The 13,327-nt window shown below is 45.2% G+C and carries 11 protein-coding genes; 1 reads left to right on the top strand and 10 read right to left on the bottom strand.

The genetic code is table 11. The features are described from left to right. Positions 1 to 63 precede the first annotated feature (63 nt). From ACTOY7_RS16720 to ACTOY7_RS16695, 6 genes are read right to left on the bottom strand one after another with little or no spacing between them, the layout of a single operon-like run. Positions 64 to 2,385, bottom strand: a complete 2,322-nt coding sequence (locus ACTOY7_RS16720) for a hypothetical protein (protein WP_482672272.1) — start codon at positions 2,383 to 2,385, stop codon at positions 64 to 66. A gap of 18 nt (positions 2,386 to 2,403) precedes the next feature. Then, positions 2,404 to 3,885, bottom strand: coding sequence for an exopolysaccharide Pel transporter PelG (gene pelG, locus ACTOY7_RS16715; protein ID WP_482672271.1), 1,482 nt, complete (start codon positions 3,883 to 3,885; stop codon positions 2,404 to 2,406). 3 nt (positions 3,886 to 3,888) lie between these two features. Then, entirely contained in the window at positions 3,889 to 5,376 is a 1,488-nt protein-coding gene (gene pelF / locus ACTOY7_RS16710; protein WP_482672270.1) for a GT4 family glycosyltransferase PelF, read from the bottom strand. Between the two features lie 4 nt (positions 5,377 to 5,380). After that, positions 5,381 to 7,204, bottom strand: coding sequence for a DUF2194 domain-containing protein (locus ACTOY7_RS16705; protein WP_482672269.1), 1,824 nt, complete (start codon positions 7,202 to 7,204; stop codon positions 5,381 to 5,383). A gap of 12 nt (positions 7,205 to 7,216) precedes the next feature. Beyond that, the gene (locus tag ACTOY7_RS16700) at positions 7,217 to 8,176 is read right to left on the bottom strand and encodes a hypothetical protein (protein WP_482672268.1); all 960 of its coding nucleotides are present in this window, start codon (positions 8,174 to 8,176) and stop codon (positions 7,217 to 7,219) included. Further along, the gene (locus ACTOY7_RS16695) at positions 8,173 to 10,365 is read right to left on the bottom strand and encodes an NAD-dependent epimerase/dehydratase family protein (protein ID WP_482672267.1); all 2,193 of its coding nucleotides are present in this window, start codon (positions 10,363 to 10,365) and stop codon (positions 8,173 to 8,175) included. The genes ACTOY7_RS16700 and ACTOY7_RS16695 overlap by 4 nt, the downstream gene beginning before the upstream one ends. A 415-nt stretch (positions 10,366 to 10,780) precedes the next feature. On the opposite strand from ACTOY7_RS16695, the gene ACTOY7_RS16690 reads away from it, so the two are divergent. Continuing rightward, complete coding sequence (locus ACTOY7_RS16690; RefSeq protein WP_482671317.1) at positions 10,781 to 11,917, top strand: tyrosine-type recombinase/integrase; 1,137 nt, start codon at positions 10,781 to 10,783, stop codon at positions 11,915 to 11,917. Between the two features lie 202 nt (positions 11,918 to 12,119). On the opposite strand, the gene ACTOY7_RS16685 is transcribed toward ACTOY7_RS16690, so the two are convergent. From ACTOY7_RS16685 to ACTOY7_RS16670, 4 genes are all read right to left on the bottom strand, one after another. After that, positions 12,120 to 12,425 carry a hypothetical protein gene (locus tag ACTOY7_RS16685; protein WP_482671316.1) on the bottom strand — a complete coding sequence of 102 codons (306 nt, stop codon included), beginning with the start codon at positions 12,423 to 12,425 and terminating at the stop codon, positions 12,120 to 12,122. Beyond that, entirely contained in the window at positions 12,422 to 12,670 is a 249-nt protein-coding gene (locus ACTOY7_RS16680) for a hypothetical protein (RefSeq protein WP_482671315.1), read from the bottom strand. The genes ACTOY7_RS16685 and ACTOY7_RS16680 overlap by 4 nt, the downstream gene beginning before the upstream one ends. Before the next feature lie 186 nt (positions 12,671 to 12,856). Further along, a complete protein-coding gene (locus tag ACTOY7_RS16675) occupies positions 12,857 to 13,069 on the bottom strand; it encodes a type II toxin-antitoxin system HicB family antitoxin (RefSeq protein WP_160284524.1) in 213 nt (70 codons plus the stop codon). Positions 13,070 to 13,079: 10 nt separating this feature from the next. Beyond that, positions 13,080 to 13,319, bottom strand: coding sequence for a type II toxin-antitoxin system HicA family toxin (locus ACTOY7_RS16670; RefSeq protein ID WP_160284523.1), 240 nt, complete (start codon positions 13,317 to 13,319; stop codon positions 13,080 to 13,082). Between the last annotated feature and the right edge of the window lie 8 nt (positions 13,320 to 13,327).

The following is a 13,327-nucleotide window of genomic DNA, read 5'->3' as shown; positions in this document are numbered from 1 at the left end:
TTTTTCCATTCACTCAATAAGTGAAAAGCAATATTCAATTAAAATACAGTAACCATGCGGGTTTCAGCAGTTGATGCCGTTATTCCGTGAATAATTCAGGTATAGTGTTCCTGTATTCTGCCTGAAATAGTAACAGACAAAATCTTCATCCTCATAATAGACCTTCATGGCCTGCGGATATGTTTCTGCAAACCACTGACAGCATTCATATGCCTTTGACTCCAGAATTGTACGATTTTCAAGCTGTTTATAGGACAACCACTCATTCTCCGATTCCACGATATCACTTTGTGCCGCGGCATCAGAGATTTCCGAGGTTTTTATTTCCGGAGCCTGGCTGGCACCGCTGTCCGGAAATTTTTTGGAATATTTCTTCCAGTATATCTCAGAATACTTCTCTTGTCCCATCCAGAACGGCCCTTCAAAAAAGTGAGCCTGCGCATAGAGAAGCGGCTTCTTCTCCACATAGATAAACACATATTCTGACGGAAGTGTATATTCTGTGTCAGAACATTTTTCAACAAACATCTGAAGCTCCTCATGCCACCCATAAAGATTGACCGGATACAGTTCATCCGTAGGTGCCACGATTGTATAACTGTACTGCGGAAATTCCCTTATAATAGAATTTGTCACTTCCACAACGGAATTATACCGCGATAACTCATAAAATAAAAATCCCCGAAAATTTCCTGTCAGCACCGTAAGCACATAAATTCCTGCTGTTAAAAAGGCAGACACCCTCCCCAGAACAGATTCTTTAAAAAAACGAGTCAACCAGGAAAAAAGCAGGTCCGCAGGCATGACCATAACGGCAAGTATCATCATACGACCCGCCGAACAAAAACGAGAGTCCGAGACCAGGTCCGGATACCCCATGTAAGGTGCCGCAAACAGCAGCATGAATATAAATGTAAACAAAATGACCGGCGGATATCCGCAGCAGAATCTGTATAAACATCTATCTTTCCAATGTCCCGCAAACAGACACAGCACAATCAGAATTCCTGTCACTCCCAGGATCCATCTCGAACGGATATCGCCATAAAGTGTCTTATATCCTTTCCTATATATTCCGGCGATTATTTTTTCAATAGCACTAATCCCATTCTCCGCAGCTTCTTTCCATTGGCTCAGACCAATCCCCTTGTACTGGACATCCACGCCTTCTTCTTCATCAGCTTCCACCGGATCCTTTTCTTCCACCTGCCATTGCCTGGCCTGTTCCCCGTCCATTGCGTCCATAGCCCACTGGATCGAGTAGTTAAAGGGGATTCCTGAAGCCAGCGCTCCTGCCATAGGCGAAATCGCGATCACACATCCGCAGACCACACTGGCCGACAGCGGGAGCAGGTAGTTCCGGCTGAATATTTTTTTCAATGCGAACAAAGCGAAGGAGAGACAAAGAATAAATGCCATAATCGTCACATAAAAATGGATGGCAATTGAAGCCGAAAGAGACATCATAAATAAAAACAGGTTTTCATCCCAATAAAATTTTGATGTCTTTCCTTTTCTGATGAAATTGGAGGCTTCCCTTAAGTAGCGAATAAGATACAAAGCACATAAAAACTGTGTATGCAGGCCAAATTCCAACGGAAGTGTAATCTGCAGACGGAACATACTGTAGACGTAATCTGCACTGACTACATCTAAAGACAGAAACAGCACCAATACAAACACCGGTGAATACCGCCAATGGAACACCTCTCTCAAAAGAAGGTACACAGACACCAGAAATACTGAAACATGGATTCCCTGCAGAAACAGTAAAATACTGTAAACCCGGATGCCAAAGAGCATGCTCATAGAATAGATAAAGCAGTGCATTGCTTCCGGATATACGCCGTCTGAAAAAATATTGCCCTGAACCAATCCGTAGATCCATTCGTGATGCGCATACAAATCTCCCCAGCCGTAAGAATGAATCTGGAATGCCCCATAGGAGAAATACGTCATTCCAAATATAAGAACAGCCGCAAGAACACCGTATTTATAGACAAAAGGGCTGATTTTCCTCCCGATTTCCCATAACCGCTCTTTCATTCTCAGCCGAATATGCCGCAGACGATATTTCCTTTTTTCTATCCCAGAAAAGCGGGGGCTGGAATAGAAAAAATATACCAGCCTTTTTACCAACACACAGATAAATATACCATAAAACGCAAGAACCACTGTCAGCCGGTTCAATATATGAAAAAGTCCAAGCGCTAGAACAACCGTATTGACAATCACAACCTGTACAGTGACGCAGAAGCTGAAGCGGTATGTCCTTGTTTTATTTTTCAAATACCCGCAAAACACAACTGAGGGCCAGAGATACATCAGAAACAGGTATCCACAGAATACTTTTCCGTATTCTATCATCCAATACACCGTATCCATATCTCTGCCCCCTTCTCATCATTTTATGATTCCGGATTTTTTATGTTCCTTATTCTCTTCTGTTTGGAGCCGATATACCAATCCCGAAGGTCTTGGAGCAAATTCCTGCTTTAGAAGCATCCCCTGACAGAATATATGAGTATCCAGGTGCCGCTCAACCCAGCGCAGACGTATGTAGGCTACCGTCCATCCGGTAAAGGAGCCCAATACTACTCCCATACCATACCAGATCTCTATAAGCTGCATGGAAAATAAGCTGCACACAAAGGTTACTCCGCAAAAGCTCAGAGTCGTCAGGATTGCTCCTGTCAGATCATTATAGTAATAAAGAAACAGAATCGCCGCATACATCAAAAACAGGATAAAATATCCGGCTGCCAGACAGGGATAAATCTGCATAACCGACCCTGCGAACCCAAACTGCGGCAGTACCACGATGCACAGTAAATAGATCACTACGGATATAATAAACTGTACACGCATCAGATTCATCAGTTCGCTTCCCAGTTGGCGGAACATCCGCCGCTTGGCGCTCTCGATATCACTTTTCTTTCCACCGATCACGGCCTCGGAATAAATCTTATATTTCTCGTGAAAGTGCATTTCCACATGGGTGATAAAGATCACGGTTGCTGAGATGTTCGTAAACATGGCGAGACAAGTCGCCATATCATAAGGCTGGTTGCATACAAAGCTCTTTGCGACTACCATCCTTGATTCCGATGTCCAGAACACAAAATTGTGAATATACAGCCCCAGGATATAGAAAAAATTCGTCACTACCAGCGGCCACCATTTTACAAAATATTTCAGTACAGGCAGAAAACGATTGCTGTTTCTGGCAAAGTATCTCTTCACAGCCGCAAATTCCAGTATCCCGATCAATAAGAAACCTGATGTCAGCGCGAACAACATGCTGTAGGCCGTATTCCATCCGCATCTATATTTCAGTACCCATGCAAGGATAAACGCTCCTGCCATACCGATCAGGAAAAAAATAGAGATTCTCTCATAGTCCTTACAGATGGACAGATATACCATGGAATAAAATACCAGTATCATGGAAATATAGGCACAGAATCCGGTAAATACATAGTAGACCTCTACCCCACCCACAAAATGCTCCCAAAGGCAAAATGGAATCCCGATGAAGCAGCCAAGAACCATTGTCATCAGCAGCCCGACATAATAGCATGGCAAGATGTCCTCATACCGCTCCGCATAAATAGCGTCCTGCATATATTTGGACAGCACGGCATTGAACGGAGCTACAACCAGCAATGCGAAGATAAACGTATACAGTATTGTACAGGAAAACAGCTCCCGAGTCAGATATGCCTCCTCGTTAAAGCCCAGTTTCCAGCCGATCAGCAGGATATTCGCAATGATCACAATCATGGGGGCGATCGTGATCACAACGCTGTACACAAATCCTACCAGATCTGCTGCTATAGATTTCTTTTCAAATATTCGATTCAGCTTTACTCCTACACCAGCCATCCTCTAATTCCTCCCGCGGTCTGCATCCGGCTGCGGCTTCTCTTCTGCTGCCTTCTGCCCCTCTTCTTCCCAGGCCAGCTGCATACTTTCCGCAAAATCCTTATATATTTTTTTGTAGGCATCCTGCAGATGGGAAAGCTGATAGCGAGACAAGACTCTTTGGTATCCATTCTTTCCCATTTGAATGCGCATCTCTTCATTCCTTGCAAGTGCAGTCATGGCGTATGCAATTTCCTCCACGTTCATGATCCGTGTGATCATACCTGCCGCGCCGTAATCATCATATTCCCCAAGAACCAGCCCCCGGCAGTTTCCTACATTGGTCGCGATCACTGGTTTCTGGGCCGCGAAGCTTTCCAGGATGACAAGCGGCTGCCCCTCACTGATGCTGGTCAGAACCGTCATATCCATCCGACCGTAATACTCCCGCATATTGACATTGCCTGTAAATTCCACATCCGGGATCCCCATCGTTCTGACCAGTCCAAAGCATTCTTCCGCATACTCCGCGTCTTCCTCCCAGGATCCCATAATCCACAGCTTCAAGGACGGCTCTCTTTCCTTTGCAAATCCAAACGCCTGCAGCAGAGTCATGACATCTTTTACCGGAGTCACCCGCAGTACTGCGCCGATATTGATCTTTCCCTGATCCTCTTCTGTCTTTCCCGGAAGATTCTGAAAATCCTCTACCCGGATCCCATTCGGCACGATCATCGTCTTTTCGATGGGGCAGCCCAGCTCCACCTGAAGCTCTCTTGCGTGTTCATACAGGCTGGTCACCATATCCGCCCTTTCGTATGCAAGGCTGGACATCTTGTAGAACTGTTCGATCCAGATATTCTGATAGATATCCTTGACCCATTTTGCCATGATCAGCTCTTCTTCCCGTTCGCGGGTATAGATCCCATGCTCGGATATGAGCATACGTCCGCCATGGAAATATTTTGCCATGCTCCCCAACACGCCTGCATATCCTGTGCAGATGCAATGATACAAGTCTGCCTTTGGAAGCTCTGCCTGGAGCACTGTAAACAACGGCAGATATATGGAACGCATCATCCACAGAAAATCTGTAAATACAACCTGGCTGTAGTTCAATTGATAAAGTTCCGTCACTGCGTCCAGAAAATCCTTTCCCATCAGCATACCGTTCAGAGACACCTGATGTTTTCGGAAATAATCAAATAGTACTTCCCACTCTATCTTCTGGCCGAGCAGGAGGCTTCGCAAAGCCTGGTATTCCTTTTTATTCATCCGGTGCTTCCGCATTCTTTTCCTGCCCCAGTCAGAATCGTTGAGATATACCTCATGTACCTCTGTCACATTCGGAGGCAGTTCATATACATACTTTCCCCGCAGCGAACGGTCTGCCACAATAGTCTGGATCACAAATTCCTGCTTTGGAAAAGAACAGATCATGCTGTGTATCCAACTGGATACACCTCCCACCACATAGGGATAACATCCCTCCGCTATTATACAGATTCTCATCTTCTTACTCCAATTCTATCTTTACATCCGAATTCTCTGCTTCAATCAGCCATGCTCCGTCTTCCAACTGCTTCCAGCTTCCTCCGTCTACATGGGTGATCCTTTCATTTTGGGTCCTCAATACAAACCATACAGAACTGCCTGCATTACTTTTCAAATGAATCACATTGTCCTTTCGGCTGTCCGTATAATCCAATGCCAGGAAATTCCGGATCCTGTCATCGCATTCTGATACGGTAGTCCCTGAAAATCCTTTGAAATTCTGCCAGTAATACTGTATATTGCCACCGAATTCAGAAAGCACCTTTTCCAGAGTGTCCTCCTCGCCCTCAGGATATGCAACCCGCCCCATGTCCATCCGCACGCTGCTGTATCCCAATACGGTCTGAACGCTCCGCATACGAAAATCTTCACGGTAAGTATGCTCCGTTCCATCAGACAGCGTACTCTGTCTGGTGATATCCTCTGTCTGGTATCCGATCAGATCATTTTCTCCGTGATAATCTGCAACAACCGTCCGTACAGGCTCCAAAATCTCTTCATTTAAAGCAGATTCGACCTCTTTCTCTTCCAGACTGCCTGCATAAAAAGAAGAAAAACGATAATCCGGAAGCTCTTTTCCCATGAACCGCTGATCCTCGGTCAGCTTCCTGCGGAGCTCCATGTCGGATATACTGCTTCCTGACAGGCCGGCTTCCGCTCCCCGCTCCCGGATACGTCTCATGTAATACTTAAGCTCAGTCTGATTTGGAAAGGAATCATCCTCATAATCATACTGCGGAGTAAGCATACAGGAGAGTCCCAGCGTATTCTGCCGGTACACAGCCACGATCGAAGGCCATGCGACATCCCGCAGCAGCCTTGACATCGTCTGGCCATAGCGTGCTTTGATCTCCGCATTATTTTCCGACGCAAATCCCGGGTAATTCACGATCACCATATTCTGCGCATTCACCACAGGGTAAAGCTCATAGTCATTCATTCTGGAGGCCATAGCAGTCAGAAGTCCCATGCCTGTGACATCTTCCATATATCCGCCGTTTACCGCGAACACATGCGCTTTGTTGAAGCTGTTTCTCCAGATCACCGCCGGATAATCCTCTTCCTCTTCCAATAATTCTTTCGTAATTCCCCGCACATAAGTCTCTGCGTTCTTACCCAGAGTATAATATGGAAATGTCAGTTCCATATCCTGCCTTTTCTCATTCTCTTCCTCATCCTCTGCCCGGTATACAGCTTCGCCTCCCAGCAGAAATCCTTCTTTCAAATAAACGCCTTCCAGCTTCGCGGATTCTTCCTTTACTTTTTCAATCCCCAACAGCTTCCTCAGTCGGGCATTGTCTTTGATTACGGACACCTCCGGCAGATTGCAGAATACCAGATCAATCCCTGCATCTACACATGCTTCCAGGCTACTGCACAATTCCTTCTGGTTCCAGTCCATATCCTCTGCATTTAAGATGAGCATTTCCGGAGAGGAAGCCTTGCTTTTCTGCTCAGCTTTTTCGTATGCCTCCAACGATTCATAGCTGGCCATACTGCGCTTTGTATATGTCGTCCATGTACGTACAACATCTTCAATGTTCCCTGTCCCGGCTCCGATATAAACCACCCGTTCCCTGGGGTTCTCAGTGGCAGTTCCAGCCTCTGACTCTCCGGATTCGGACTTATAAGCACTGCTCTCTCCCAGAAGTTCGTCCCGGTCCTGATAAAATGAATTTTCTTCATAACCATCCCAGCTTTCCAGTGCAACATTGGTAAACTGGAACAGAAAAAATACAACCAGCATGACTGTCGTGATGGCAAGATAATTCCAACGTGATATCATTTTTTTCTCTCCTTAGCTGAAAATCCTGATCATTTCCAGCGTATCACTGTCAATGGTGATGTTCGAATTCTTCAAAGCGTTGAGTGTCTGAAAAAATGCATCCCTGTTTTTTACGGTAAAATACAATTTTAATCTGCAGGTATAGGCACACAATTCATTTGGGTACTGTTCTTCTAATCTAATACACCATTTTTCCACATTTTCAAAATCCCTGCTTTCCAGCAGCCGCATACACAGACCCTCATACCACTCCGGAGTAATCCTGGAAGCATTTTTTTCATAGAGCAGTTCCATAGCCTCTTCCAGCATTCGTACAAACCGATCCTGCTCCAGATCCATGAAAACTCTTTGACTCAGGAAATCCTCCATATAAGCGATCAGTGCCACTTCGTATTCTATCTGCTCAGAGCCTTGATCTTCTTTCATCTGACGGTACAGCTTATGTACACCCATACGAAATTCATTCAGTCTGTCGCTCAGGATAGAAGCCGCATAATGTGCCGATTCCGAATCCTCCGAATTCAAAGCCAAGGCCACCGATGACAGAGATTCCTGCATATCCCCCTTGATGATATTCATCATGGCCACCCGCAGATTCTTCTCATCACTGACTGCAAGGGCATCTTCTACAGGGATCACATTGCGTTCCCGCTCTTCATTGGCCTTTACCTGTGTCTTCACACGGCTTTTATCAAAAATGACATCTTCCAGATTTACCTGGAATCTGAAAATTGTCAGATACAGCAGGTGGGTCACGAAGAAAAATACAGGAGCAACCACAGGACAGAACACCATGATAAAAAATCGGATGATGTAGGTTTTCCTGCCATCATACAAAAATTCCGCTTCTTCATTCTTCTTTTTCCGGATGGGCACGGCAATAAACAGTCCGCATATCAGATAGGCCGCTGCCACCGCCAGATTGATCACAAGGATCATTACGAACAAATGCTCTTCCCTTGTCAGTGTCATACCAAGACCTCCTTTAGCAGGCTCTCATAGCCAAGCTTCCGAAAACGATCCCGGACGCCTTCCGCATTCTCCAGATCCGTATTGGAAAGCAGGATATAAAGCTTTCCGCCCTCCATAGTCCCCATATAGTCTGTCTGACGTATGCAGCTCTCCAGCAATGTGGAAGCCTGTTCATACCCCTGATAACCTGTCACGATCTCTACCAACGTACATTCTGTAAGGCCTTTGCTCTTGGCATCAAGAAATGCCTTCACCAGCTGCGTAAATGCACCCTCGTTGAGTACGCTGGTTCCCTGAATATAGCGCTGGCCCTTCAGACTTTCCAGATAACGGCTGGCGCGTACGGACGCGTTCTGGATCAATGTTCCGATCACCGTCAGCCGATTTGCCTCTGACAGAGTCATCCTCTGCCACGGAATGCCCCATACCATCAGGATCAGCTGCATCTCGTCCTCAGCATATACGGCGCTGGCCATCAGCGGAAGTTCTGCCTCCATATTCTTATTAATATAGACCCGGCCATTGCTCAGCTCATGGTACATATCACCCATAGCCGTATACTTTACGGAATTTCCCAGCTTGCGCGCCTCTGGAGAGGTTGCGGAAAAGAGTCTGGCGTAGTCCCTGTTGGCTACGATATATAAAGCCACATCCCGGCTGTCCATCAGTTCCCCCAGCACCTGCGCTGCATAGAACAGCACTTCTTCGGTTTCATACCTTTCCAGGCTGGAGGTAATCTCATAAATCTTTCCAAGGCTGTCCTTGTGATTGACAAGCTGTGCTTCAAAGTTCCGTTTCATCCGGACATTACTGTCATTAATCTCTGATATATCTTCAATCCTTTCATACAGATATCCCAGTTCTTCCTCTTTATCGTCCTGTGTATGACGCAGGCGATCCCGAATATAACCTACCACCATTCCTACGATAAACAGCTGTGCCATCCAGACATATGTATTATAATCCAACAGGATTTCAAACTGTATATGCCCGTCCGTCTGCCGGAAACAATATCCCACGGAGGCGAGCAACGCGGAAAAGATTGCTTCCTGCTGCCCGTAGATTGCCGCAAACAGCAATACATACAGCAGATAAAAATCAAGTCTGCCAAAATACTGGCTTCCTGCTGCCCGGTCATACAATATGTAGAATATGACAAAGCAGATCAGATTCTCCAAAAGCGGGAGCAGACTTTTCGCAGCTACTTTGGTACCGTGCAGCAGCCTGCCTCCCCATCCGCCCCCTGCGTCCTCGGATTTCAGGAAGCTGTCACTGTAACGCTTCATATACGCAGCGACCTCTCCCACGCCTTCCGGATAGTGGGTAAAGATCCGCTGTCCAAATTCATTCTGATAGTTTCTTCCGTCCAGTATGTGCCGGTACTTCTCTCCCACAGACTGATCCGTAATGGTAATGCCCGCTCCCATCTTTTCAATGATGATCTGTGCAAACTCCATCTCGTTGATCTCTTCCATCGATGAGATATGATAACAGGGCTGTCCAACCTGTTCCGCCGTCATGACCTTGTAAATAAGTTCCACCGCATCATTTACATACAGCATGGAAAAACTGTTTCTGCCATTTGCGGAAATACTTCCTCTCTTCAATGCTTCCAGGCACATCCTGTAGCATGGATTGCTTTCCTCCTGTCCCTTCTGCGGCACGCTGTATACCTGATCCAACCGCAGAACAACCGTATCTACATCCTGCATGTTCCGATAGTTGCCGCACAGTTCCTCGCCCTGTGCTACAGCCAGTGCTTTAAAACCCTTGGGAGATACCTTTTCTGTCTCCGGAATGTCATTGGCATAGGAATTGCTGAATACCTCCTGAGAAGAAAGATATACAAAACGTCCGCCTCCAAGCATGGAATATGCCGACAGGATGTTGATCAAGGATGATGTATAACGTACCGATTCTGTCCTTCCATGGTGCTTCCACTCAAAATTCGTATCATATGCGCCCATGAATAGCACGATCTCCGGCCTGACACTCTCCATCACATCCTTGACGCTCTCACTGTCATATAGAAAATCATACTTCTCAAAAACCCTCTTACGGGAAATACCGCATTCTTTATCCTTTCCCTTCTGCCCTGTCAACAGATAGATCCGGTGATTGCTTTTGTTTAGTTTGTCGATCATGGTATCCATGACCTTGCTGGCTCCGCCAATTAATAATACATTCATTATTCTTCGCCATCCTCATCTTAAAATAATCTTTTTCCTGACTCCCGGTGATTTCCCTGTACACTAAAAAGGGGTATCCTTCCTAAATTTAGAAAAAGTTTACCCTGTCCATTTGTCCTGTCGTTGATCTGCTAAATTCTTCTCATGATTTCTTCTTTGCCGGAAAGACGTAAAGTGCCCTGCTCTGCGGCAACCCCCTGCCCATGATATTGAGTAAATATTAACACAAATTTTATATATTTTCAATACTAATATATATTTCCTATCTCCAGCTTCACGTCTATATATGAAATTTTTGTAAATTGAGAGCCCCACGCAGTCTGTTTGGCAGTCATTATTTTATATAAAAAGTGTATAAACTCTTATACATTTAATATTGGCACTATGGACAAAGCAAAACACAGGAGGTACTTGTATGGCAAAGGGTGAAAATATTTTCAAAAGGAAGGATGGCCGTTGGGAGGCACGGTATATCAAAACCCGTGAAAAAAGCGGCAAGATCAAATATGGGTTCTGCTACGGCAAAACCTATATGGAAGCTAAGGACAAGGCTGCGGAAGCTAGGGCGAAGCTGTTAAGCGGAACGGTTCCGAAGCCTGAGGTAAAAGCGGAAAAATTTTCGTTTTATTGTGACAGCTGGCTGGATCTTCGCAGCACACAGTTAAAAATGTCCAGCTATGTAAAATATCAATACGGGATTGAAAAACATGTGAAACCTTATTTGGGAAATCTGTATCCCGAAGATATTACAACGGAAAAATTATCCGCTTTTTCGCAACATCTGATCAATGAAAAGGAACTCTCTATAAAATCCGTGCGTGATATCCTGACTTTTATGCGTTCTATCCTTACCTATATTAATAAACAGATTGACGGAGCATTATCCCATGTCGAAGTGATCTATCCCCGTGAATCTCCCAAAGCAGTACGTGTATTGAGCAAAGAGGAAGAATCCAGGCTGGTTTTATATTTGTCAAATGGGATGGACGCGGGAAGGTTTGCCGTCTATCTGGCACTTCGCACCGGAATGCGGATCGGCGAGATCTGCGCTCTGCGCTGGAAGGACATTTCCTTCAACGAGGAGATCATCTGTGTAAACAAAACCGTACAGCGTATCAAGGATATCAATTCTCAGGGAAAGACAAAAACAATCCTGATGATCGGCTCGCCCAAAAGCGACAAGTTGCGGAGGACCATCCCGCTTATGCCGGATATTTCGGCACTTTGCAGACAATTTTACCCGGATGACCCGGAGTATTTTGTGCTGACCGGAAATGGGAACTGCATGGAACCCAGAAATCTGCAAAGGTATTTAAAGAAATACACAGCGGCATGCAGTATAGAAAATGTACATTTTCATACCCTGCGCCATACCTTTGCGACACGCTGCATCGAAGTCGGCTTTGATGTAAAAACCTTAAGTGAGGTGCTCGGACATGCAAATATTTCCGTAACGCTTGACCGGTATGTACATCCGAACATCAATTTAAAAAGGGAAAACATGCGCCGCTTAAAAACAGCGGACTGCTTTTCTACTGCGCAGTCAGATTAAGCAGTCAATTTTTAGAAAGCTCTGCCAGCAGGGCGATTCCGGTACATTGTCGCAGAGCAGGGCACTCTGCGTCAGATTCTAAGTATACCTCGTGAAGCGGCCGAATGGCCATGGTGGGATGCCCTTGGGTATAACAAATTGGAGCTGCCGCATTCAGAAGGATCCACATCCTTCCATAGATTCGGCAACTCCACTTTTTATTTCAAACGTTCTCGCAGCAACGCTCCAGAATCTCAACCATCGTATCGGTATCACCTTTTTTCGTCGCCGTCAGCATCTTACCGGATTCTACCGCAAGGCGGTAGATATAGCCGAAATCCGGCCTTTTCCTTACCATTTCCGCAAACTTATCCATCAATTCTTTATTCGGGATTGATACACGGCCATCTGCATAGCTCAAAAAGCCGTATACAACCATAGCTGAAAAAATCTCATCCTTTGTCTTAAGTTCCATGGAGACGGAAGCATATTCCTGTACATTTGCCGGCACCGGTGTTCCGCTCATCATGAGCGCAATATCTTCGCGCATATTGGCGGTGTCATTTTTACATAATAATAGATTTCATCATAAGGCCCGGAATTTGTCCAATAGCTCCCGATCTGATTGTATTCCAGCGCGCCGACTACCGAGCGGGGGTTGTACAACCTTCTTCCTGACTTTGTCTGATAACCGTTATACCAGAGTCTCAGATCATTGCGGGACACCTTTGGATTTTCCTCCAGTTTTATATAACGCTGATATAACGCATCCACCTCTTCATCTGTAAACCCGAAATACTCACTGTACTTTTATTCCCATTCTTGCCGGCACACTCCTTTCTAAATCGACGTTTCCTCAATTTCCCGCATCTATAACCCCAATCTTTGGCCCACGCATCATCATATATAGAAAAGGCGTAAAGCCTTTTTCATTATCCTATGCTCCACGCCTTTTAAATCCTAAACCACTATATCGTTAAATAATGCAGGTTCCGGAATCGGTACTCCCTCTTCCTTTGCTGTCTCTATCCACATATCCCGTACAATATTCACTTCCCTGAACGCTTCCTCCTGTGTCCTCCCATGCGCCATACACCCCTGTAGTTCCGGAATGCTTGCCACATAAATATCATCAATATTATCATATTGAATCAACACAGAATATTTTGACATTTTATCACCTCTATAATCCATATTTCAACATAATCTTTCTAAGTTGTCTTACTTCATAGCCCTTAGCTTTCGCCCCATCCTTTTGAATATTCATGAAAGCCTTGAGTTCACGATGAAAATATTGCATATGTGAACCATTTTGACGAATAAAATCAAACCCCAAATCTACAATTAAATTGCGAAAATCATTAAAGCGGATATTATTATCACTTTTTCCGCTCATAACATCATTATACGTCTTTTGGTTCATACAGATTG

This window comes from Schaedlerella sp. (genome assembly GCF_056796775.1).
This window is presented reverse-complemented; position numbering and strand designations above follow the sequence as displayed.